Annotated in this window: 25 protein-coding genes; 10 read left to right on the top strand and 15 right to left on the bottom strand. The window is 68.9% G+C overall.

Annotated features, from left to right (window positions below; all coding sequences use genetic code 11):
• Positions 1–18: 18 nt before the first annotated feature.
• A complete protein-coding gene (gene dxs / locus BN973_RS11855) occupies positions 19–1,932 on the top strand; it encodes a 1-deoxy-D-xylulose-5-phosphate synthase (RefSeq protein WP_036468295.1) in 1,914 nt (637 codons plus the stop codon).
• Here dxs and BN973_RS11860 read toward each other — a convergent pair.
• From BN973_RS11860 to BN973_RS11870, 3 genes are all read right to left on the bottom strand, one after another.
• Positions 1,929–3,206: an HRDC domain-containing protein gene (locus BN973_RS11860; protein WP_036468298.1), complete on the bottom strand. Its 1,278-nt coding sequence runs from the start codon at positions 3,204–3,206 to the stop codon at positions 1,929–1,931. The genes dxs and BN973_RS11860 overlap by 4 nt on opposite strands.
• Position 3,207: 1 nt before the next feature.
• Positions 3,208–3,843: a DUF3000 domain-containing protein gene (locus BN973_RS11865; RefSeq protein ID WP_084163371.1), complete on the bottom strand. Its 636-nt coding sequence runs from the start codon at positions 3,841–3,843 to the stop codon at positions 3,208–3,210.
• Between the two features lie 132 nt (positions 3,844–3,975).
• A complete protein-coding gene (locus tag BN973_RS11870) occupies positions 3,976–4,770 on the bottom strand; it encodes an enoyl-CoA hydratase/isomerase family protein (RefSeq protein ID WP_036472318.1) in 795 nt (264 codons plus the stop codon).
• 77 nt (positions 4,771–4,847) lie between these two features.
• On the opposite strand from BN973_RS11870, the gene hemE reads away from it, so the two are divergent.
• From hemE to BN973_RS11890, 4 genes are read left to right on the top strand one after another with little or no spacing between them, the layout of a single operon-like run.
• Positions 4,848–5,897: a uroporphyrinogen decarboxylase gene (gene hemE / locus BN973_RS11875; protein WP_036468302.1), complete on the top strand. Its 1,050-nt coding sequence runs from the start codon at positions 4,848–4,850 to the stop codon at positions 5,895–5,897.
• Positions 5,894–7,270: a protoporphyrinogen oxidase gene (locus BN973_RS11880; protein ID WP_036468304.1), complete on the top strand. Its 1,377-nt coding sequence runs from the start codon at positions 5,894–5,896 to the stop codon at positions 7,268–7,270. Before hemE ends, BN973_RS11880 begins: the two co-directional genes overlap by 4 nt.
• Before the next feature lie 5 nt (positions 7,271–7,275).
• Positions 7,276–7,971, top strand: coding sequence for a hydrogen peroxide-dependent heme synthase (hemQ, locus tag BN973_RS11885; protein WP_036468306.1), 696 nt, complete (start codon positions 7,276–7,278; stop codon positions 7,969–7,971).
• The gene (locus tag BN973_RS11890; protein ID WP_036468307.1) at positions 7,968–8,720 is read left to right on the top strand and encodes a class I SAM-dependent methyltransferase; all 753 of its coding nucleotides are present in this window, start codon (positions 7,968–7,970) and stop codon (positions 8,718–8,720) included. The genes hemQ and BN973_RS11890 overlap by 4 nt, the downstream gene beginning before the upstream one ends.
• Before the next feature lie 123 nt (positions 8,721–8,843).
• Here the strand turns inward: BN973_RS11890 and BN973_RS11895 are convergent, their stop codons facing one another.
• The 5 genes from BN973_RS11895 to BN973_RS11915 all read right to left on the bottom strand — a co-directional run bounded on the left by BN973_RS11895 (position 8,844) and on the right by BN973_RS11915 (position 13,892).
• On the bottom strand, positions 8,844–9,692 hold the full coding sequence (locus BN973_RS11895; protein ID WP_036468308.1) for a hypothetical protein: 849 nt from the start codon (positions 9,690–9,692) through the stop codon (positions 8,844–8,846).
• A gap of 110 nt (positions 9,693–9,802) precedes the next feature.
• Complete coding sequence (gene msrB / locus BN973_RS11900) at positions 9,803–10,213, bottom strand: peptide-methionine (R)-S-oxide reductase MsrB (RefSeq protein WP_036468309.1); 411 nt, start codon at positions 10,211–10,213, stop codon at positions 9,803–9,805.
• On the bottom strand, positions 10,210–11,508 hold the full coding sequence (gene aftC, locus BN973_RS11905) for an arabinofuranan 3-O-arabinosyltransferase (RefSeq protein ID WP_036468310.1): 1,299 nt from the start codon (positions 11,506–11,508) through the stop codon (positions 10,210–10,212). Before aftC ends, msrB begins: the two co-directional genes overlap by 4 nt.
• 20 nt (positions 11,509–11,528) lie before the next feature.
• Positions 11,529–13,109, bottom strand: coding sequence for an alpha/beta hydrolase (locus BN973_RS11910; protein ID WP_036468311.1), 1,581 nt, complete (start codon positions 13,107–13,109; stop codon positions 11,529–11,531).
• Positions 13,110–13,118: 9 nt separating this feature from the next.
• Entirely contained in the window at positions 13,119–13,892 is a 774-nt protein-coding gene (locus BN973_RS11915; protein ID WP_036468312.1) for a pyrimidine reductase family protein, read from the bottom strand.
• A gap of 34 nt (positions 13,893–13,926) precedes the next feature.
• On the opposite strand from BN973_RS11915, the gene zapE reads away from it, so the two are divergent.
• Entirely contained in the window at positions 13,927–14,985 is a 1,059-nt protein-coding gene (gene zapE / locus BN973_RS11920; RefSeq protein WP_036468313.1) for a cell division protein ZapE, read from the top strand.
• Here the strand turns inward: zapE and BN973_RS31650 are convergent.
• Genes BN973_RS31650 through BN973_RS11935 form a run of 3 tightly spaced genes read right to left on the bottom strand, consistent with a single transcriptional unit; the run spans position 14,963 to position 16,797 of the window.
• Complete coding sequence (locus BN973_RS31650) at positions 14,963–15,511, bottom strand: GNAT family N-acetyltransferase (RefSeq protein WP_036468314.1); 549 nt, start codon at positions 15,509–15,511, stop codon at positions 14,963–14,965. The genes zapE and BN973_RS31650 overlap by 23 nt on opposite strands.
• Positions 15,499–16,008, bottom strand: a complete 510-nt coding sequence (locus tag BN973_RS31655; protein ID WP_036468316.1) for a hypothetical protein — start codon at positions 16,006–16,008, stop codon at positions 15,499–15,501. The genes BN973_RS31650 and BN973_RS31655 overlap by 13 nt, the downstream gene beginning before the upstream one ends.
• A gap of 51 nt (positions 16,009–16,059) precedes the next feature.
• Complete coding sequence (locus BN973_RS11935; protein ID WP_036468318.1) at positions 16,060–16,797, bottom strand: Clp protease N-terminal domain-containing protein; 738 nt, start codon at positions 16,795–16,797, stop codon at positions 16,060–16,062.
• A gap of 122 nt (positions 16,798–16,919) precedes the next feature.
• On the opposite strand from BN973_RS11935, the gene BN973_RS11940 reads away from it, so the two are divergent.
• Positions 16,920–17,243: a DUF732 domain-containing protein gene (locus tag BN973_RS11940; RefSeq protein ID WP_051641227.1), complete on the top strand. Its 324-nt coding sequence runs from the start codon at positions 16,920–16,922 to the stop codon at positions 17,241–17,243.
• Between the two features lie 7 nt (positions 17,244–17,250).
• Here the strand turns inward: BN973_RS11940 and BN973_RS11945 are convergent, their stop codons facing one another.
• Positions 17,251–17,859 (bottom strand): hypothetical protein, encoded by a 609-nt coding sequence (locus BN973_RS11945; RefSeq protein WP_036468319.1) that lies wholly within the window; start codon positions 17,857–17,859, stop codon positions 17,251–17,253.
• Between the two features lie 90 nt (positions 17,860–17,949).
• Between BN973_RS11945 and BN973_RS11950 the strand changes: the two genes are divergently transcribed.
• Together BN973_RS11950 and BN973_RS11955 are read left to right on the top strand one after the other, a co-directional pair.
• Positions 17,950–18,324, top strand: a complete 375-nt coding sequence (locus tag BN973_RS11950; protein WP_036468320.1) for a DUF732 domain-containing protein — start codon at positions 17,950–17,952, stop codon at positions 18,322–18,324.
• A gap of 178 nt (positions 18,325–18,502) precedes the next feature.
• Entirely contained in the window at positions 18,503–19,153 is a 651-nt protein-coding gene (locus BN973_RS11955) for a hypothetical protein (protein ID WP_036468322.1), read from the top strand.
• 33 nt (positions 19,154–19,186) lie between these two features.
• On the opposite strand, the gene BN973_RS11960 is transcribed toward BN973_RS11955, so the two are convergent.
• From BN973_RS11960 to BN973_RS11970, 3 genes are read right to left on the bottom strand one after another with little or no spacing between them, the layout of a single operon-like run.
• Entirely contained in the window at positions 19,187–19,843 is a 657-nt protein-coding gene (locus BN973_RS11960) for a cation transporter (protein ID WP_036468324.1), read from the bottom strand.
• Positions 19,840–20,187, bottom strand: coding sequence for a Cd(II)/Pb(II)-sensing metalloregulatory transcriptional regulator CmtR (cmtR, locus tag BN973_RS11965; RefSeq protein WP_036468326.1), 348 nt, complete (start codon positions 20,185–20,187; stop codon positions 19,840–19,842). Before cmtR ends, BN973_RS11960 begins: the two co-directional genes overlap by 4 nt.
• Before the next feature lie 33 nt (positions 20,188–20,220).
• Positions 20,221–21,381 carry a glycosyltransferase gene (locus tag BN973_RS11970; protein ID WP_036468327.1) on the bottom strand — a complete coding sequence of 387 codons (1,161 nt, stop codon included), beginning with the start codon at positions 21,379–21,381 and terminating at the stop codon, positions 20,221–20,223.
• 199 nt (positions 21,382–21,580) lie between these two features.
• Between BN973_RS11970 and BN973_RS11975 the strand changes: the two genes are divergently transcribed.
• Positions 21,581–22,264 (top strand): GAP family protein, encoded by a 684-nt coding sequence (locus BN973_RS11975; protein WP_036468328.1) that lies wholly within the window; start codon positions 21,581–21,583, stop codon positions 22,262–22,264.
• Positions 22,265–22,289: the final 25 nt, after the last annotated feature.

Raw genomic sequence — 22,289 nt, forward strand, 5'->3', positions numbered from 1 at the left:
GCTGCGTACACTGACGGGATGCTGGAACAGATCCGCGGCCCTGCAGATCTGCAACACCTTTCCCAACAGCAGCTCCGCGATCTGGCCCAGGAGATCCGCGAGTTCCTGATCCACAAGGTGGCTGCTACCGGGGGCCACCTGGGACCGAACCTGGGCGTGGTCGAGCTGACGCTGGCGCTGCACCGGGTATTCGACTCGCCGCACGATCCGATCATCTTCGACACCGGCCACCAGGCCTACGTCCACAAGATGCTGACCGGCCGCTGCCAGGACTTCGAGACGCTGCGCAAAAAGGGCGGCCTGTCGGGGTATCCGTCGCGCGCCGAGAGCGAGCACGACTGGGTGGAGTCCAGCCACGCCAGCGCGGCGCTGTCCTACGCCGACGGCCTGGCCAAGGCGTTCGAGCTGACCGGGCACCGCAACCGGCACGTGGTCGCGGTGGTCGGCGACGGCGCGCTCACCGGCGGCATGTGCTGGGAGGCGCTGAACAACATCGCGGCATCCGGGCGTCCGGTGGTCATCGTCGTCAACGACAACGGCCGCAGCTACGCCCCCACGATCGGCGGTGTCGCCGATCACCTGGCCATGCTGCGGCTGCAGCCGGCCTACGAGCAGGTGCTGGAAAAGGGCCGCGACGTGGTGCGCGCGGTGCCGTTGATCGGTGAGATCTGCTACCACTTCATGCACAGCGTCAAGGCGGGCATCAAGGACTCGCTGGCCCCGCAGCTGCTGTTCACCGATCTCGGGCTGAAGTATGTCGGCCCGGTCGACGGCCACGACGAACGCGCCGTGGAGGCCGCGCTGCGCCGCGCCCGCGGGTTCGGCGCCCCGGTGATCGTGCACGTGGCCACCCGCAAGGGGATGGGCTACGCCCCGGCCGAGGCCGACGAAGCCGAACAGATGCACTCGACCGCGCCGATCGACCCCGCCACCGGCCAGGCCACCAAGATCCCGGGCCCGGGCTGGACGGCGACCTTCTCGGACGCGCTGATCGGATACGCCAGAAAGCGCCGCGACATCGTCGCGATCACGGCGGCGATGCCCGGTCCGACCGGGCTGACGGCGTTCGGGCAACGATTCCCGGATCGGCTGTTCGACGTCGGCATCGCCGAACAGCATGCGATGACGTCGGCGGCAGGGCTGGCGATGGGCGGGATGCACCCGGTCGTTGCCATCTACTCGACGTTCCTCAACCGGGCGTTCGACCAGATCATGATGGACGTGGCGCTGCACAAGCTGCCCGTCACGATCGTGCTCGACCGCGCCGGGATCACCGGTTCCGACGGCGCCAGCCACAACGGCATGTGGGATCTGTCGATGCTGGGCATCGTGCCCGGCATGCGGGTGGCCGCCCCGCGCGACGCCGCCCGGCTGCGTGAGGAGCTCGGCGAGGCGCTCGAGGTGGATGACGGCCCGACGGCGCTGAGGTTCCCCAAAGGCGATGTGGGCGAAGACATTCCGGCTCTCGAGCAGCGGGCGGGAATCGACGTGCTGGCGGTGCCCGCCGAGGGGCTGAACCACGATGTGCTGCTGGTGGCCGTCGGCGCGTTCGCCTCGATGGCGCTGGAGGTGGCCAAGCGGCTGCACAACCAGGGCATCGGGGTGACGGTGATCGATCCGCGGTGGGTGTTGCCGGTGTCCGACGGTGTTCTCGAACTGGCCGAGCAGCACAAGCTGCTCGTCACGCTCGAGGACAACGGCGTCAATGGCGGTGTGGGGTCGGCGGTTTCGGCCGCGCTGCGCCGCGCGGAAATCGACATGCCCTGCCGCGACGTCGGGCTCAACCAGGAGTTCTACGAGCACGCCTCCCGCGGTGAGGTGCTCGCCGACCTCGGGCTGACCGACCAGGACGTGGCCCGCCGGATCACCGGATGGGTTGCCGCACTGGGCAGTTACGAATCCGAACCCGAGATTCGCGAGCGCCTCGACTAATCGTCGGCACCTTCGGTTCTGGGCGGCGGCTGCAGCGCGCCGGCCAGCACGGGATCGACGAGTTCGCGTTGCCAGGCCCGCGCCTGGCCGGCGCGAAGGAACTCCTCGACGGCCTCGACGGGGTCCGGCGCGTCCGCCCAGTCCCAGCACAGCCGCCGCACCAGGTCGGGTGAGACCAGGTTCTCGGTCGGAATCTTCACCCGCTCAGACAGCTCCGACAGCCCGGCCCGGGCGGCCTCCAGCCGGGCGGCCGCCTCCGGTTTGCGCCGGCTCCACCGCGCCGGCGGCGGCGGCCCGTTCGGCGGCTCGGCGTCTTCGGGCGGGTCCTGGCTGGTGCGGGCCGCCTCCAGCGCCGCCAGCCAGGTCGCCGCGCTGCGCCGCTGGTTGCGCCCGCCGAACACCGGCAGCGCGATCAGGTCTTCGACCGTCTTCGGGTCGGCGATCGCGGCCTCGATGATGGCCGAATCCGGCAGGATGCGGCGGGGCGCGATGTCGCGGCGCGCGGCGATGTTGTCGCGGGTGGTCCACAGCTCGCGCACCGCGGCCAAGGCGCGACGGTCGCGCACCTTGTGGATGCCCGACGTGCGCCGCCAGCGGTCGCGCCGCGGCGTGGCTTCCCTGCTGCTCGCGCTGCGCAAGTAGTCGAATTCCTCTGCGGCCCAATCGGTTTTGCCTTGCTCGGCCAGCTCCGCGGCGATCGCCGCCCGCAGCTCGACGAGCAACTCCACGTCGAGGGCCGCGTAGTTGAGCCACTCCGTGGGCAGCGGTCGCTTGGACCAGTCGGCCGCGCCATGGCCCTTGACCAGACCATGCCCCAGCAGCCGTTCGGTCATCGCCGCCAGGTTCACCCGCTCGAACCCGGCCAGGCGTCCGGCGAGTTCGGTGTCGTAGAGCGCGGGCGGGCGCATGCCGACCTCGGCCAGGCACGGCAGATCCTGGTCGGCCGCGTGCAGGATCCATTCGTCGGTGCCGAGCACCTCGGCGACCGGGCGTAGCGCGGTCAGCGGATCGGTGCCGTGACTGACCGGGTCGATCAGCACGGTGCCGGCGCCGGCCCGCCGGATCTGGATCAGGTAGGCCCGGTTGGAGTAGCGGAAACCCGACGCGCGCTCGGCGTCCACCGCGAACGGCCCGTGCCCGCTGTCCAGGAATCGGGCGGCGTCGGCGATCTGGCCGACCGTCACCGAGAGATCGGGTATGCCGTCGGCCGGGTGCAGCAGCGGGGTGGGTCCGGGCGCGCTGCTGTCAGGCCCATCGGACCCGGGCTCCCCCATGTCAGGCGCGTGACCGCGAGCTCAGGTCGGTGACCCCAGCCGGCGGGAGGCCTGCGGCGTGCTCCAGCACCTCGCAAAACGCTTCGACGTGGGCGCCGACGGCCGGCGTGGTCGCCGTCCACGAGGCCCGCAGCTCGAGCTGGTGGGCGCGCGGCGGCCCGGAGATGTCGCCGTAGCGCACGGAGGTGGTGGCGGTGACGGTGCCGCCCAGCGCGGTGACCTGGTCGGTCCGCGCTTCCAGGGCGTCGACCAGCCAGCTCCACGCCACTTCCGGCAGCAGCGGATCGACGGCCTCGCTGGAGTCCAGGTCGGCCTGGATGTAGGCGACCAGGCGCGTGGTGCCGTCCCAGGCGTCGGCGCCGTCGGGGTCGTAGAGCAGGATCAGCCGGCCGAACGCGTCGCCCTCCGACCGCTCGGGGACGATCTCGAGGTCGGGGTGCTTCACCTCGGCCCCCAGCGCGTAGCTGAACGGCGCCAGGCGCTGCGGGGGCCGGATCGGGCCGAGCTCGATCTCCGGCCGGGCGTTGACGGCGTTCATGGCCGCGACCGCTTCGCGGAATGGAGCCGGTTCGACTGAAGTCATTGGCGCCACTCCTCCTCGTCGCTCCCGCTCCGGATCGTCGTAGGCACGGGTCACAGCGTTCGACGCTAGACCTATCGCCGGACCCGCCGCGACAGGCGCGCCGTTTTCCAAACTCGTCGCGCCCAAGCTGTTATCAGGTCGTGTCACATCGTCAACAATCGCCGTTTAGCCTGCTCAGAGCGTTGTTCACCCGTTAAATCGGGCCGGGCGCTTCTCGCGGTGCGCCGCCAGGCCCTCCCGCACGTCGGGGCCGGTGAAACTCAGAAATTCCAGGCCGAGCGACGTCTCGAAGGCCGGCGCGAACATGCGATACCAGTGGTTGAGGCTGTGTTTGGTCCACCGGATCGCGTTCTGAGCTCCCCGGGCCAGATCGTCGGCGAGCTGGGTTGCCCGGGCGAGTACCTCGTCGTCGTCGACGCAGACGGAGACCAGGCCGATGCGTTCGGCTTCCTCGCCGAGCAGGGTCTCGCAGGTGAGCAGGTAGTACTTGGCCTTGGCCATCCCGGCCAGCAGCGGCCAGCAGATCGCGGCGTGGTCGCCGGCCGCCACTCCGAGCTTGGTGTGGCCGTCGATGATCTTGGCGGTCCGCCCGGCCACCGAGATATCGGAGAGCAGCGCCACCACCAGGCCGGCCCCGACGGCGGGGCCCCGGATCGCCGACACCATCGGCTTGTCGAAGTTGACGATGTTGAGCACCAGGTCGCGGGCCTCGCGCATGATACGAAGCCGGCCCTCGTAGTCGCCGATGGTCTCGTCGATCAGCTCGAAGCTGCCGCCGGACGAAAACGCTTTGCCCTCACCGCGGATCAGGACCGCCCGCACGTCGGGGTCGCGATTGATGGCCGGCCAGACGTCGGCGAGATCGCGGTGCATTTGCGGGCCCACCGAGTTCAGCCCGGGAGCGTCGAGAACCACCGTGAGGACGCCGTTGTCGCCGTGTTCAAAGCGGAGGCTGGGGAATTCGTCGTAATTGACGGAGATCGGTGCGACTGCCACCGGGTTGATGTTACGCAGCGTGCCAGGGCCGCCGCGCTGGCCTCGTGGCAGCATTGAGGTCGATGAGTACCCGTCGCGAACTTCCCGAGTCGCCCTATCTGGCCGCGGTCACCGGCCGCAAACCGCACCGGGTGCCGGTGTGGTTCATGCGGCAGGCCGGGCGTTCGTTGCCCGAATACCGGGCGCTGCGCGAACGCACCAGCATGCTGGGGGCGTGCTTGCAGCCCGAGATGGTTTGCGAAATCACCCTGCAGCCGATCCGGCGGCACGACGTCGACGCCGCGATCCTGTTCTCCGACATCGTGGTTCCGCTGCGAGCCGCGGGCATCGACTTGGACATCGTGGCCGATGTCGGGCCGGTGATCGCACACCCGATCCGCACCGACGCCGATATCGAGTCGATGAAACCCCTTGAACCGCAAGCAATTCAGCCGATCTGCGAGGCGGTTTCGCTGCTGGTCGACGCGCTGGGCGACGTTCCGCTGATCGGTTTCGCCGGTGCGCCCTTCACGCTGGCGTCCTATCTGGTCGAAGGCGGCCCCAGCCGTAACCACGCCCGCACCAAGGCGATGATGCTGGCCGAGCCGGCCAGCTGGCACGCGCTGATGGCGAAGCTGACCGATCTCACCGTGGAATTCTTGCGCGGCCAGATCGGCGCCGGGGTGGATGCCATCCAGCTGTTCGACTCGTGGGCGGGGACGTTGTCGCTGGCCGACTACCGCCAATACGTGCTGCCGCATAGCACCCGGGTGTTCGCGACGCTGGCGGAATACGGGCTGCCGATGACACATTTCGGCGTCGGGACGGCCGAACTGCTGGGCGCGATGAGCGAAGCGGGCCCGACGGTGGTCGGGGTGGATTGGCGCACCTCGCTCACCGACGCCGCGGCCCGAGTGCGGCCCGGCACGGCGCTGCAGGGCAACCTCGATCCGGTGGTGTTGCTGGCGGGCTGGCCGGTGACCGAACGCGCCGCGCGCGCCGTCGTCGACGACGGCCGCCGCGCCGTCGACGCCGGCACCGCGGGGCACGTCTTCAACCTGGGTCACGGAGTGCTGCCCGAGACCGACCCCGGCGTGCTGACCGACCTGGTGTCGCTGGTCCACTCGCTATGACCGGCCGGTCGTATTGTGTTGTGGGCGGCGGGATTTCCGGCCTGACCGCGGCCTACCGGCTGCGTGCGGCGGCGGGGGAGAGCGCGAACATCACGCTGTTCGAACCGGGCGATCGGCTCGGCGGGATCTTGCGCACCGAGCAGATCGGCGGACGCCCGATGGACCTGGGCGCCGAGGCGTTCGTGTTGCGCCGGCCCGAGATGCCCGCCCTGCTGGCCGAGCTGGGCCTGTCGGATCGTCAACTGGGCACCACCGGTGCCCGGCCGCTGATCTACAGCCAGCGAAAGTTGCACCCGCTGCCGGCGGCCACGGTCGTCGGGATTCCCTCGTCGGCGGCGTCGGTGGCCGGATTGGTCGACGACGCCACCGTCGCGCGCATCGAGGCCGAGCCGGGCCGGCCGCTGGACTGGGAACCCGGAAACGACCCGGCCGCCGCGGAATTGGTGGGCGAGCGGTTCGGCGAGCAGACCGTGGCGCGATCCGTCGACCCGCTGCTGAGCGGCGTGTACGCGGGCTCGGCGGCCACGATCGGGCTGCGCGCCGCGGCGCCCAGCGTGGCGGCCGCACTGGACTGCGGCGCCACCAGCTTGACCGACGCGGTGCGCCAGGGATTGCCGCCGGCCACGGGCGCCCCGGTGTTCGGGGCGCTGGACGGCGGCTATCAGGTGCTGATCGACGAGCTCGTCGAGCGCGCCCGGGCGCGGTGGGTTCGCGCCGCGGTGGACCGGCTCGAGCGTGCCGGGCAGGGCTGGGTGCTGCGCGACGACACCGGCGCGCAGTGGACCGCCGACGCGGTGATCCTGGCCGTCCCGGCCCCGCGGCTGGCGCGCCTGATCGTTCGGGTGGCGCCGGAGACGTCGGCCGCCGCGCGCCGCATCACCAGCGCGTCGTCGGTGGTGGTCGCGCTCGCGGTGCCCGGCGACACGGCGTTCCCGGAGTGCTCCGGCGTGCTGGCCGCCAGCGGTGAGCGGTTGCGCGGCAAGGCGATCACGCTGTCGTCGCGCAAATGGGGCATCGGCGGCGACCTGCAGTTCCTGCGGCTGTCCTTCGGCCGATACGGCGACGACCTGGCCGGCACCGCGTCCGACGAGGACCTGCTGGCCTGGGCGCGCCAAGACCTCGAGGCTGTCTTCGGGCTGTCCGTCGAACCGGTGGAGGCCCGCGTGCAGCGCTGGATCGAGGCGATGCCGCAGTACGGGCCGGGCCACGCCGACGTGGTCGCCCAGCTGCGCGAGGGCCTGCCGGCGACGATCGCCGTGGCGGGCAGCTACCTCGACGGGATCGGCGTGCCGGCCTGTATCGGCGCCGCCGGCAAGGCCGTCGATCGTGTGATCAGGGCCACCGAGGCCTCTGACGCGGAAGTGGCACGATAGGTCTCATGGCCAAGATCGACTATGACGCCCTGAACTCGACGATTCGTTATCTGATGTTCTCGGTGTATTCGGTGGAACCCGGCGAACTCGGCGAGCAGCGTGAAGCCGTAATCGAGGACGCGACCCGGTTTTTCAAGCAGCAGGAAGAGCGCGGTGTCGTGGTGCGCGGCCTCTACGACGTCGCGGGCCTGCGGGCCGACGCCGATTTCATGATCTGGACGCACGCCGAGCGGGTCGAGGCGTTGCAAGCCACTTACTCCGATTTCCGCCGCACCACCACCCTGGGCCAGGTCAGCGCGCCGGTGTGGAGCAGCGTGGCGCTGCACCGGCCGGCGGAGTTCAACAAGAGCCATATCCCGGCGTTTTTGGCGGGCGAGGAGCCCGGCGCCTACATCTGCGTGTATCCGTTCGTGCGGTCCTACGAGTGGTACCTGCTGCCCGACGAGGAACGCCGCCGCATGCTGGCCGAGCATGGCATGGCCGCGCGCGAGTACAAGGATGTGCGCGCCAACACGGTGCCGGCGTTCGCGCTCGGCGACTACGAATGGATCCTGGCCTTCGAGGCGCCCGAGCTGCACCGCATCGTCGACCTGATGCGCGAACTGCGCGCCACCGACGCGCGCCGGCACACCCGCGAGGAGACGCCGTTCTTCACCGGGCCGCGGGTGCCCGTCGAGCAGCTGGTGAATTCGCTGCCATGACAACCGAATTCGACCCGAATGACCCCGCCCGCTTCGAGGAGATGTACCGCGACGAGCGAACGTCGCACGGCCTGCCGACCGCGACACCGTGGGACATCGGCGGGCCGCAGCCGGTGGTCCAGCAGCTGGTGGCGCTGGGCGCGATCAAGGGCGAGGTGCTCGACCCGGGCACCGGCCCGGGACACCACGCGATCTACTACGCGTCCAAAGGCTACTCGGCGACCGGCATCGACGGGTCGCAGACGGCCCTGGAGCGGGCCCGGAAGAACGCGCAAAAGGCAGGTGTGTCAGTGAATTTCGAGCTGGCCGACGCCACCAAGCTGGAAGGGCTGGAGAACCGGTTCGACACCGTCGTCGACTGCGCGTTCTACCACACCTTCAGCACCGAGCCCGAGCTTGCCCAGCGGTACGCGCAGGCGCTGCGGCGGGCCACCAAGCCGGGCGCGCGGCTGTACATGTTCGAGTTCGGCGCCCACGACGTCAACGGGTTCACGATGATGCGCTCGTTGTCCGAGAAGGACTTTCGCGACGTGCTGCCGGCCGCCGGCTGGGAGATCAGCTACCTCGGCACGACCACCTACCAGGTCAACGTCAGCGCCGAGAGCATCGAGTTGATGGCCAAGCGCAACCCGGACATGGCAGATCAGGTCGAGGACATGTTGAAGCGGTACCGCGCGATGGAACCCTGGCTGAAGGGCGGCCGAGTGCATGCCCCGTTCTGGGAAGTCCACGCCACCCGGACGGACTGAGCGCCCGCGCCGCTCCCGCGCCGCTCCCGCGCCGCCTCCCGCGCCGCCTCCCGCGCCGCTCCCGACGCTCGCGACGCGAAACTTAAACCATGGCGACCGTTTTCGGCGTGTCGTCGCAACTGGTTAAGTGTCGCGGAATCCCCGACGGATCAGCGCGCCCCGCACGCGTCGCACCACGTCGTCGGGCTTGTCGTCGGCGATCACCCGGATGACGATCCAGCCCAGTTCTTCGAGTTTGCGTAGCCGGACCTGATCGCGAGCGTATTGGCGGCGGTCCGCGCGATGGTGATCGCCGTCGTACTCGGCGGCCACCCGGTAGGTTTCCCAGCCCATGTCGAGGCACGCAATCAGATGCCAGTTCTCCTGCACCGGCAATTGCGTTGTGGGACAAGGTAGTCCAGCATCGATTAGCAGTAGACGCAGCCATGTCTCCTTGGGTGACGCGGCGCCCGGGTCGACCAACGGCAGCGCCGCACGCAGCCGGCGCAGCCCGCGCGCACCGCGGTACCGCTTGGCCAGCCGCAGCACGTCCTCGCTCGAGAACGGTGTCGCCCGCATCAACGCGTCGATCCGCGCGACCGCCTCGCCCCGTGGCAGCTGCCGGGCAAGGTCGAACGCGGTCCTGGCAAGAGACGTCACCGGCAATCCGGCAACCGTGGTCACCTCATCGGGTGCGATGCGCGCGTTTCGGGTCAGCACGCCGGCCGGCGGATGCGGGTTGCGCCAAATCAACTCGACGGGCACGTCCTCGTCAATCCACCGCGATCCGTGCAGTGCCGCCGCGGCAAGCCCGGCGAGGACACCCCGTCGTTGCGACCACAGCCATGCCGCGATCGAACGCGTTCGTAGTGTTGGCGCCGCGCAATCCGCCACATACACATCGGGATAGATCGCCCGGAAGTCGGTTCGTAACCGATACCAGCTCAGTTGTCCCAGCCGCACTGCCTCGCTGCCCACCAACACGTGGTCCACAACTGAAAGACGTCGCGACGCGGCGATGAGATCCCGCGAAACTTAAACCATGGCGACCGTTTTCGGCGTGTCGTCGCAACTGGTTAAGTGTCGCGGGGATTGACCAACGATCAAGCCCCCGTTGGCACCAGGCGCAGCGAGATGGAGTTGATGCAGTAGCGCTGATCGGTCGGGGTCGGATAGCCCTCGCCGGCGAACACGTGACCGAGGTGGCTGTGGCAGTTCGCGCACAGCACCTCGGTGCGCGTGGTGCCCATCGAGTGGTCGGGTCGCAGGATCACCGCGTCGGAGTTGGCCGGGTCGAAAAACGACGGCCAGCCGCAGTGCGAGTCGAACTTCTCCGTGCTGCGGAACAACTCCGCCCCGCAGGCCCGGCATTCGTAGACGCCCTCGGTTTTGGTGTCGGTGTACTCGCCGACGAACGGCCGCTCGGTGCCGGCGCGACGCAGCACCTGAAACTCTTCGGGGGTCAGCTTCTGACGCCACTCGTCGTCGGTGAGCTGCAACTTGGGCGAAGTCATGCGTCCACGCTAGCGCGTGTCAGCCACGCCGGGTCAATCCCGCCGTCGAGACGGTTCTCGTCCTTGGCGTCGAGGTAGCGGAAGTAGAGCACGGTGAACACCACGATCAGCAGCAACGACCAGCCGTAGGTGATCTTGAGGTACTCCAGCGCCCGGCCCCATCGCATCCAGTTGAACAGCAGCCACCGGTCCAGCGTCATGAAGCCGTAGATCCCCAGCCACGCCGGCCAATTGCGGATCGTCGAATTGGGCAGCACGACCGTCATCAGGAACGGGAACAGCATCATCGAGTAGTAGCCCTGCGACAGCGACAGCGCCAGCCACGACCACAGCAGCAGCACCCCCGACGAGGTGGTGAACCAGAACAACGGGTCGCGGGTGCGGTAGTAGCGGTACAGCAGCCAGAGCGCGCCGATCGCCAGCGCCGTGAACAGCAGCCGCAGGAACACGATCAGCCAGGTGGGCAGGCCGAAGTACACGCCGTTGCCCTCGATCGAACTGTTGAAGTAGTCGCGGGTGCCCAGGAAGTACGGCACCGTCTTCGTGACGAAGTCCATCGGATCGGCGACCAACGGCCACGCCACCGCATTGACGACGATCGGCACCACGAACGCCGGCACCAGCGCCCGCCATTGGCGATTCAGCAGCGGCAGCAACAGCAGGGGCAGCAGCACCGGTTTCACCGTGAGCGTCAACCCGATCACCACACCCGCCCACCACTGGTGGCTGCTTTTACCGTCCAGCAGCCACCACAGGAACAGCAGCTCGGCGAGCAGCACGCAGCCGTTGATGTTGGTGAACACCAGCGTGTTCGTCACCGTCTCGGTGCAGAACATGCCCAACAGCAGGGCCGGGGCCGCGACGGAGGCCAGGGTGAATTTGAACAGCCGCAGCAACAAGTACCAGGCGATCAGGATCGCGATCGTGTTGATCAGGATGAACAGGTAGCGCGACGGGGCGAACGGCAGGTAGCCGAACGGTGCCATCAGCAGCGTGCCGCCGGGCGGGTACAGGTAGTGCGGGTCGACGTAGTCGAAGTGCTCGTTGTAGATGTCCCAGCCGCGCCGGAAGTTCAGCACCGCACGGTAAACCGGCTTGAAGTCGTCGGTGATGTTGCCGTTGGTGGTGATCACGATGCTGCGGTGTAGCACCGAGAAGATCGCCGCCGGCCACAGCGCCGACCGCAAGATCGTCGCCGTGCTGGGCGGCCCGGAGCGGGGACGGAAGGCGGCCAGCACCCAATCGCGCAGGCCGGTTCGAGTCGAGTCAGCTGCCGTCACCAGCGCACCGTACACCGCGGCGCCGCGCCGACACCTCAGGCGGGACAGTAAGTGTCGGTTCCGGGCAGCTTGCCGGTGTTGAGATAGCCGACCATCGGCGGGATCGCGCACGCCGTGTAGATGCTCGCCCCGTGGCCGATGCCCTGCCACATCACCCGGCGGCTGGCCGCGCCCGCGTTGATGATCGTGGCCGCCGTCTGGGCCACGCCTTCGGAGCCGACGATCGGGTCGTTCTGCACGCCCAGCAGCACGACGTCGACCTTGAGTTCCTTGGGCGGCGCCGGCGGCGAGATCGTGGGCCAGTGCACGCACTTGACCAAGTTGAGCGCGGCGACCGTGCCGAACTGCGGATAGAGCTTGGCCCAGGCGACCACGAGTTCGCGCACCCGGTCCGGGGTCGGACGGTTGATCGCGTCGCTGCAGGAGTTGACGAACTGACCGTCGGTGTCCTGGGTGGCGTCGGCGCGGTTGATCAGGCTGGTCAGCTGGTTGGCGTCGCCGGAGCGGGCCGCGGCCAGCGCGTTGGCCAGACTCGTCGTGGCGCTGACGCGGCCGCCGGACGGGAAGCCCAGCGCGACGGTGATGGCGTTGACGACCTCGGCCAGCGAAGCACCGCCGGGCCCCCGGCCGGCCCGGGCGTCGGCCAGCAGCGCGCTGACGGCGGCCTTGGGGTCGGGGCCCAGCGCGCAGTTCACCGCGACGCACTGCGCGGCGAACGCGTCGAGCGCGGCCTGCTGCCCCTTGACCTGCTGCTCGGCGGCCGCTTCGGCGTTGACGCCCAACGCAATCGGGGAGTCGAGCATCAGGCGCGCGACCTTGTCGGGACGCGACGACGCGTAGGCCAGCGCGACCTGGGCGCCGTTGCCGATGCCGAGCAGCGCGACCGCGGGCACGTCCCACAGACTGCGCAGTCGCTCGATGTCCGAGGCCGCATGCGAGTTGTCGTAGGCGCTGTCACCCGGTGCGATGGCGTCGGTGCAGCTGGTGGTGGCGGTGTTGGAGATGTCGGACAGATTGGCGACCGGGTCGTCGCCGCTCTGGAATTGCGCCTGATCGCGCATCGACTGCCGGTCGGAATGATCCCGGCAGTCGATCGGGCTCGACATGCCGATGCCGCGGCGGTCCACGGCGACGATCGGGTGGGCCTGCAGCAGATCGTTGCCCGCCCGCGACAACCACACCGGCAGCTGCGCCGACGACGGCAGGTCGGAGCCGGTGGTGAGGACGACGGGACCGGCGTCCTTCGGGGTCTGATTCGACCGGGCGCGCACCACGCCGATGCTGAGGGTTCCCGATCCGCCGTTGACCGGGTCGAGGTCGGCGTCATAGTTCGCGCAATCCAGCCGGACGCCGGTGGGCGCGTTGCGGACGCCGGCGTCGTTGAACACCTTCGCCGTGCAGTCGCGCCACGACAAGTCGTTCTTGGGGGCGGCGATCGGCGGCGGACCGGCCGGCGGCGGCTTCGTGGTGGCCGCGCCCTGCGGCCGGGCACCGGAATTGGTCGCGAAGCGCGGGTCGGCGGCCAGGCCGGGAACGCAGGCGGTCAGCAGCGTGGTGACCGCGACCAGCGTGGTCACCGACCTGATGTGCCGACTCATGCCGACCACAGTAGCCATGACGCGGTGCTAAGCCCGCACGTAGCGCGTGTACAGGTAGCCGGCGTCGTCGGTCAGCACGTGTGTGCAGTCCATCCGGGTCAGCGCCTGACCGGGGCCCGTCGCGATGCGCCGGGCCAGCCCGCCGACGACGTAGGGCGCGATCGTCAGGCACAGCTCGTCGAGCAGGTCGCGCTGCATGAACGCGCCCAGCAGCATCGGCCCGCCCTCGGTCAGTACCCGCCGCATTCCGCGGGCCCGCAGGATCGCCAGCAGCGCGGCCTCGTCGACCTTTTCCGGATCGGGGCCCGAGCAGTCGATGACCTCGGCCAGATCGCCGACGCAGCGGCGGGTTTCGTCGGCCGCGGCCGTGCAGGTGAGCACCAGGGGCGGCACCTCGGTCCGGGTGAACACCCCCATCTCCCGTTCCAGCCGGCCGGACTTGGTGACGATGGCCAACTGCGGCACTTCGCTTTGCCCGCGGGCCTGCCGGCGCTGGCGCTCGGCGATTCCCGCGTGCGCACCGGAATAGCCCTCGACCCGCACGGTGCCCGCACCGACGACGATGACATCGGCGAGCTCGCGCAGCAGGAAGAAGATCAAGCGGTCACCGGGCCCCGCCATCGGGCCGGTCTTGCCTTCGGCGGTGGCACCGCCGTCGATGCTGGTGATGAAATTCGCCCGCACCCAGGTGTTGTCCCCGTCCGGGTAGGCGTAGAGCTGGGGGAGTTCGCCGTCGTCGAGTTCGCGCCCCGACCCGAGCAGGGTCAACGGGATGTCGGCGGCTCTGCCTGACTCGGGCATGAGGACGATTGCAGCACGCCGTTAGAGTCTTCGCATGCACGGGTCCACCTCCGCGGACGGTTTTGGGCCCGCACAGCATCTGGTGGATCGGCATCCGAGCGTGTCGCCGGAACGGCTGATCGCCCAATTACGGCCGCCGCCGACGTTCGCCGACGTGGGCTTCGCGACCTACCGACCGGATCCGGCCGAACCGACGCAGGCCGCCGCCCTGGCGGCGTGTCAGGACTTCTGTCGTCAGGCGCAACAGCGGCGCGCGGGCCGGCGAAAGCTGTTGGGCAAGCGGGCGGTGCTGCCGGGCGTCGGCATCTACCTGGACGGCGGATTCGGGGTCGGCAAGACGCATCTGCTGGCCTCGGCGTACTACCAGTTGCCCGGCCCTCGCCCCAAGGCGTTCGCGACGTTCGGGGAGCTGACCCAGCTGGCCGGGGTGTTCGGCTTTACCGAATGCATCGACCTGCTGGCCGATTACACCGCGGTGTGCATCGACGAGTTCGAACTCGACGACCCCGGCAACACCACGCTGATCTCGCGGCTGCTGTCGTCGTTGGTCGAGCGGGGGGTGTCGGTGGCCGCCACCTCCAACACGCTGCCCGAGCAGCTGGGGGAGGGCCGCTTCGCCGCCCAGGATTTTCTGCGCGAGATCAACACGCTGGCAAGCATTTTCACCACTGTGCGCATCGAAGGCCCGGACTATCGGCACCGCGGCCTGCCGCCGGCGCCGCAGCCGCTGACCGACGACGAGGTCGTCACGCGTGCCGCCGGCGTGGCCGGGGCGACGCTGGACGACTTCGACGCGCTGTGTGCGCATTTGGCCACCATGCACCCGTCGCGCTATCTGACGCTGATCGAGGGTGTCACGGTGGTGTTCTTGACCGGTGTGCACGGCATCGACGACCAAAACGTCGCGCTGCGTCTGGTGTCGCTGACCGATCGCCTGTACGACGCCGGCATTCCGGTGATCGCGTCCGGCGCGAAACTGGACACCATCTTCAGCGCAGATATGCTGGCCGGCGGCTACCGAAAGAAGTACCTGCGGGCCATTTCCCGGTTGCTGGCGCTGACCGCAGCGGCTACCCAACCTCGCGAGTCATGACGTAGTCGTTTTCCAGGTGATCGCCGACCTGGAACGTCCTGGTGCCACTGACCGTGAAACCGCTCTTGGCGTAAAAGCGTTGGGCGCGTTGGTTTGCCTTGCTGACGCCGAGCCACACGCAGCGCACGTCCCAGTCGGCCGCGACCGCCAGCGCGCCGTCCATCAGCGCCGCCGATGCCCCGCTGCCGTGCTGGTCGGGCAGCAGATACAGCTTGGACAGCTCGGCGGCCGGACGGATCTCGACCGCCCGCTGCACGCCGGCGTCGTCGGAGACGCCGCGAACGACCATGGCGTAACCCACGATTCGGCCGTCGCGGCTTGCGGTCACAATGGCGCGCTTCGGGTCGTCCAGATACTCGCCGAAGCGGGCGGGCGACAGGTTGGCCGCGACGAAGGACGCGATGTTGCCGGGCGTCGCGGTGGGCGGGCACGCCAACGGAAAGGTAAGGGCCGCAACGTTAGCCAGCTCTGCAATATCGACGGAATCCGTCGCGACCCGCTGGATGGCCAGTGTCAGAGGTTCCACTGCGCGAGGTGCCTGCCGGTCTTGCGGTCCAGCAGCACGACGTTGGAGACCGGATCGCGGTAGGCGTCCCAATACACCCCGCCGCGCACGATCGCGCCGTTCGGCGCGTTTGTGAGCACGTTGTCCAGAGCGTCGGGTGCGTCGGTGGCGCGCGGCTTGTAGGCGTCGGCGAACGGAGTTACTCCGTCGAAGCTGAACGCGGTCGCCATGATGAACGGGTTGGGCACCTGGATCGCGCGGACCGTCACGTCGGCGCGATTGGGGGTGCTGCCGGGAAAGCTCTTGATCGGGACGCCGCTGCGGGTGTAGCCGAATCCGGGCGGCGGGTCGCACGGGGTCACGCTGCTGACCGTGACGTCGGCGATGTAGGTGCCGGTGTCCACCCGCAGCGTGTCGCCGATGTGACCGATCGGCGCGTCCTGAGCCCACGCGCGGGGAGCAGCGCTGCTCGCGGCGGCGATGAGCAAAGTCGACAGGACGATCAGCCAGCGGCGCATCTTCGCATGATTGCACACCGACTATTGCGGCGGGAGAGGTTGGACCGGCCGCTAATTGGGCTGTTTGCCGCCGGCGAGCGATTCGAGCGTGGCGATCAGATCCGCCTCCACTCGGTCCTTGTCGACGCCGCATCGGTGCAGCGGCCCGGCATCGTCTTCGAGTTCGAGCAGCGCCAGCAGCACGTGTTCGGTGCCGATGTAGTTGTGGCCCAACCGAAGTGCTTCGCGGAAGGTCAGTTCGAGCGCCTTGCGGGCCGGGCCGCTGAACGGGATCAGCTCCGGCTGCTGATGGCCGGGCCCGGCCCCGGCCGCGGGGGTGGCCGCCGCGCGCAGCGCCGCGACGTCGACGTGCTGGCGCATCAGCAGCACGGTGGCCAGCGCGGCCGGATCGGTGAGCAGGCCCAGCAGCACATGGTCGGGGGTGATTTCGCTGCTGCCCGCGTGGTGTGCGGCATTCTGGGCGGCCACGACGGCGTTGCGCGCGCGGGGGGTGAAGCGTCCGAAGCCCTGCGACGGGTCCAGGGTGGTGGGCTCGGCCCGCGGCACGAACCGCTTCTGGGCGGCCTGTTTGGTGACGCCCATGCTCTTGCCGATGTCGGTCCACGACGCCCCGGACCGGCGTGCCTGATCCACGAAATGCCCGATCAGATGGTCGGCGATCTCGCCCAGATGCTCGGCCGCCAGGACGGCGTCGGCCAACTGCTCGAGCGCGTCGGTGTGCACCTGCTTGATCGCGTTGATCAGCTCGTCGAGGCGGACGGGATAGGCGACGGGCGTCGGCTCGGACATGGCGTCAACATTAGGTTGACGGCCTGGCAAGTGTCAACCGTGGGTTGACGACCTGGCGGGCCGGAATCCGCGCCCGGCACAGGGATGCGAGTTTGCCGCGGGTCTGCGACGATCAGGGGGCTATGACACGCTTCCTGATGCTGGTAAGCGCCGTTGCCATGGTTTGCACGGCCGCCCCGGCGTACGCCGACCCGATGGACGACCAATTCCTCGCGGCGCTGACGGCGTCCGGCGTCACCTTCCCCGACCCGGGCCGGGCGATCGCGGCGGGCAAGTGGGTGTGCCAGGCGGTCGGCCAGGGCACGCAGATGGTCGATGTCGTCAAGACCGTCGAAGACCGTAACCCGGGGCTGCGCGAGGAGAACGCCGCGAAGTTCGCGGCCATCGCGGCCACCGCCTATTGCCCCGGCGCGCTGCCGCGCACCAGCACCAGCGCTCCCCAGTAAGGGCGCGCTAGTCCCGTTCTTGCGGCGCGGTTTTCGGTGGCGTCGCGCGCCCCCGACCGGGCGCCCGCCCCAGTTGCAGCGGCCCCATTCCCGGCACGGTGCGCGGGGGAGTCGTCGGGCTGCGGCGCTTGCGCCAGTGACCAGCACCCGAGATGCGCCAGTCGGCCGCCCATCTCCACTCGTAGGTTTCCGCCGTGCCCAGATTCGTGGCCAGGGCGGCCATCCGGAGGTTGGCGTTCTCGGTCGCCATCCACGAGGCGACGATCCACACGTTGGCCAATTCGTCTTCGGAAACCTCGAAGCTCCAAGACATTTCGCTGTCCTGGCAACCCATCGACGGGCGTATCTGCGGCTTGGGGGCCGACACCTCGAAGGGGTTGCCGCCGGCTTCGAGATCTAGTCCCACCTCGTAGCGCACGGTCGGTCCGACCATCCGCAGGCTCACCTGCAGGCGAGCGACGTTCTTGCGGCGCGGGGTGAGGCGATCGACATCCAGGACGACGCCTTTGGCGCCCGACCTGGTGCGGCGGGTCCGCAGCTGATTCCCCGCGAAGAACAACCCGACCACGGCGATGATGCCGACAAAGACATCCAGAACAATCAAGATGGCAGTCACGTCGTCCTAGCCAACACCATTCGCACTCGCCTCGCCCGTGCGACTAGGCGGGATGCGTGGTCTCGGCAACTCTGGGAGAATTGGGAAGCTATGAGACGCCTCATGATGCTGCTCAGTGTCGCTTCGACGATTGCCCTGGCGGTTCCGGCCCACGCCGACCCCAGCCCGAGCCCCAGCCCCGCTCCGGACCCGGCCGCCGATGCCAACTTCCTCAAGGAGCTCAAAGACGCCGGTCTCACCTTCTCGGACCCGGCTGCCGCGATCTCGGCCGGCAAGACGGTGTGCGAACTCGTCGACGCGGGACATTCGGACCAGGAGATCGTGAACAACCTTCAGCTGCGCAACCCGGGATTCGCCGAGAACGGCGCGGCGAAGTTCACGGCGATCGCGGCCGGTTCGTATTGCCCCAAGTACCTGACCGGCGAGGGTCGGGGACCCAAGCCCGAGGGTGCAGTCGGCGACTGAGCGCTCGCGCAAACGGGCGCAGCGCCCCGCGCGGAGTCGACCGTCGTCCAGGTTCCCGCAACGCTCCCGACGCCTTCGTGCCGGCGACCGGCACCGGGAATTCACTTCGGGCTCGCCCGGGATCGGCTATGTTGCGCGAGACGCTAGCAAATCGGGACGACAGTCAAGGGAGCCAATCGTGAGGAACGTATCGGTGGCCGCAGCCGGTCTGGCAGCAACCACTCTGGTGGTCGGCGCAGCGGTCACGGGGTGTGGCGGTGACAAGTCGTCGAGCCCGTCGTCGTCGAAATCGTCGACGTCGACTTCGTCCGCGGCGTCCTCGTCGTCGGCCACCCCGACGTCGACCAGCGCGTCCGCGCAGCCGTCGGACTACAGCAACCTGCTGATCAAGGCGACCGACATCGTGGTGCCCGGCGACGGCTTCACCGGGCCCAAGACGCGGCAGCTGACCGATCCGGCGCCGGGCATCGAGGGCGTGTTCACCAACCAGGCCGGCTCGCGCAGCATCATCGACTCGCTGCTGGTGTATCCCGACCCCGGCGCGGCGGACAAGGACCGTGACTCGCTGACGAAGTCTTACACCGACCCACAGAACGGTGCGATCAAGGGCGGTACCACGGCGCCGGCCGACGTCGGTGTCGGCGGCACGATCGTTTCGGGTCCCTCGCCCGACGGCAGCAAGGCGAAGACGTCGGTGATCTTCGGCGAGGGCAAGATCGTCGCCCTCATCGAGTTCGAGAGCGCGCCGAACGACCCGGTGCCGCCGGAGATCGCCCTCGATGTGGCGCGCAAGCAGGATGCGGCCATCAAGGCTGGTTTGCCCGGCTAGGCAACCGAATATGCTGCGGCGCAGCCGGTTTGGCTAGCAGCAGTGCTCGCCCCGCCAGGCGGTGCGGCCCTCCCGGACTGCCACGGCGGCGATCACCAGCGCCACGACCGGGTCGGCCCAGGCCCAGCCGAACAGGTAATTCAGCAGCAGCCCTACCAGCAACACGCCGGACAGGTAGGTGCACAGCAGCGTCTGGTTGGAGTCGGCGACCGCGCTCGCCGAGCCCAGTTCGCGGCCGGCGCGGCGCTGTGCATACGACAACAGCGGCATGACCACCAGCGATACGGCCGCCAAAATGATTCCGGCAGTTGAGGATCCGGCTGTCTCGCCGCCGGTCAGGGACCGGATCGATTCGACCGTCACGTAGGCCGCCAATGCGAAGAACGACAGCGCAATGACCCGCAACGCCACGCGTTCGCGGGCCTCGGGGTCGGGTCCGGAGAACTGCCAGTAGACGGCGGCGGCCGAGGAGACCTCGATCACCGAGTCCAGTCCGAACCCGATCAGCGCGGCCGACGATGCCATCGCGCCGGCCGAGAGCGCGACGATGGCCTCGATGATGTTGTAGGTGATCGTCGCCGAGACCAGCAGCCGCACTCGTCGCGACAACACGGCACGCCGTTGTGGCGCAACGAGATTCGTGGTTTCGGCGCTGCAGCAGGGCCCGGCGCAGGCATCCTCGTCGTTCATCGCGTCGCGCTCGTCTTGGCGGAAGCGGGCTCGTCCAGGCACGGCTGATCGGTATCGACGGCCAGCACCACCTGAACCAGCTCGCTCAATGCGCGGGCAAGATGCGCGTCGGCCAACGCGTACCGGACCTGTCGTCCCTGGTAGGTGGCCACCACCAGGCCGCAACCCCGCAGGCACGACAGGTGATTGGACACGTTGGAGCGGGTCAGGCCGAGCTGGATCGCCAATTCGCCGGGGTACCGCACGCCGTCGAGCAACGCCACCAGAATCCGGCACCTCGTCGGATCGGCCAGCGCCCGCCCCAGGCGGGCGAGCGCCGATTCCCGCGCCTCACAAGTCAGCACTCGCAAAACAATACAGTCGCGGCTGACATGACGCTAGCGTCCGGCGCGGGCCTGCTCTTCCAGCAGATCGGCGGCGGAGGCCACACTTTCGGCGGGGGTGGCCATCAGGGCGGCGATCGCGCGGGCGCGGGCGGTGTATTCCGGAGCGAGGACGCAGCGCAGCTGCGCGACCAGCGAATCCAATGTGGTCGCCCGAAACTCCTGGCTCGAGCCGACTTTCAGTCGTTGCACGGTCGCCGCCCAGACCTGCTGATCGTCGACCCCGAGCGAGAGGATCAACGCCGGCACTCCGGCCCGCAGGCCCGCGGCCGTGGTGCCGGCGCCGCCGTGGTGGACGACGGCGCGGCACGCCGGAAAGACGGCCGCGTGGTTCACCTCGCCGACCACCTTGACGTGGTCGAAATGGCCAACGGCGGTGAAGTCGTTGGGGCCGCTGCAAATCAGCGCGCGCTCGCCCAATTGCGCGCAGGCCTCGGCGATCACCGCGACGGTTTCGGCCGACGTGACCCGCACGCCGCTGCCGAAGCCGAAGTAAATCGGCGGGGTGCCGGCGCCGATCCAGGACAAGGCCCCGGCGTCGCCGTCCGCCGGCAACTCCAGCGTCAGCGATCCGACGAAGGGCCGCTGCAGACCCTGCTGCGCCCAGTGCGCGGCCAGCCCGGGAAAGCAGAGCTTGTCGTAGGCCTGGATCTCGCACGCGCCACCTCCGGTGGCCTCCGCCAGGCCCAGTTCGGCGCGTTGGGCGGCTTCGGCCTCGGCCGCCAGCCGCGCCAGCAGATCATTGGGGCTCACCGCGTCAACCGGGAAGAAGTGCAGCGCCGCCTGGGCGATGCCGTAGTGCTGCGCGACATTGGCGGCCAGTCCCTGCTCGCTTTTGCCGGTGAGCACCAGGTCGGCGCCGTCCGCAAGAGCCAGCAGCGACGTGCCCCACTGGACCCATGCCTGCCGGATCTGATCGGTGAATGCGGACATCATCATGATCGGGTTTTGCCGCGTCGTGTGCGAGAAGTCCATGTGCTGAGGCGGATTCGGCCCGAAGGCGCCGGCGGCCAGCCCCGCCGATTCCACAAAGCCGATCATGTTGGGCGTGACCGCCATGGCCACGTCGTGACCGCGACGCAGCAGCTCCCTGCCGACGGCGGCGAAGGGCTCGACGTCGCCGCGGCTGCCGTAACCGGCGAGCGCAAATTTCACGGGGAGAACCTCACTGCCGGAAATGCCTACACGTCGACCGTTCGACCTTGGCGGTCGAGCCGTTCGGGCGCAACCCGGGCATACAACGGCCGGTGCATCCACGCATTCTTAATATTTTCATATCTTCCCCGGGCCAGCGCCCGGTTGTGCCCTCGCGTGCGGGCGGTCCGGGACCCGATGCAGTAACTTCGGTTCGATCATGGAAGCTCTTCTGCTGGCGCTTGCCGGTCTGGCCTTCCTCGACTCGCTGAATGTCCTCAACGTGGGCGTCGTGTCAGCCGTCGTGTACGCCAGCCGACTCGATCGCCGATCGCCGGTCCCGGGCGGCATGAGCTTTATCGCAGGACTGTTCGCGGTCAACATCACGTTCGGTGTCTGCACCGTGCTCGGACTTGGGCTTCTGAAGCACTCGGTCGACTTCAAAATAACTCCGGCGCTTCACTTTTGGGGCCAGCTCGCATTGGGTGTGGTGCTGATGTGCCTGGCCTACTTTCCGTTGACCGCGCAGACGTCGGCTCCGGGCTGGGCGCTGGCGGCGATGCGGCAGCGCCCCTGGCTGCTCGGAATTCTCGGCTCCGCGGTCGGCAGCGGGCAGGCGCCGACCTCGATTCCCTACCTCACCGGGTTGGCCATGCTCGCGGCGCTGCATCCACGACCGCCCGGCTGGCCGCTGCTGATTTGCGGATATTGGACGCTGGCGCTGACGCCGTCGCTGGTGATTCTGTTTCTGGCCACCCGCAAGACCAAACGAGCCGTCCGGGTGCAACGCGGTATCGTGCGCGGCCTCAGTCGCTACGGGCCGATCTCGGTGCGAATACTATTTCTGGTCGTCGGTGTCGGACTCGTGGCCGATGCTCTGCTGTTCCGCAGTGTCCTGTGGTGAGGCCGGCGATAGGGGTATGGCGGGT

Source organism: Mycobacterium triplex, from assembly GCF_000689255.1.
GTDB lineage: Bacteria > Actinomycetota > Actinomycetes > Mycobacteriales > Mycobacteriaceae > Mycobacterium > Mycobacterium triplex.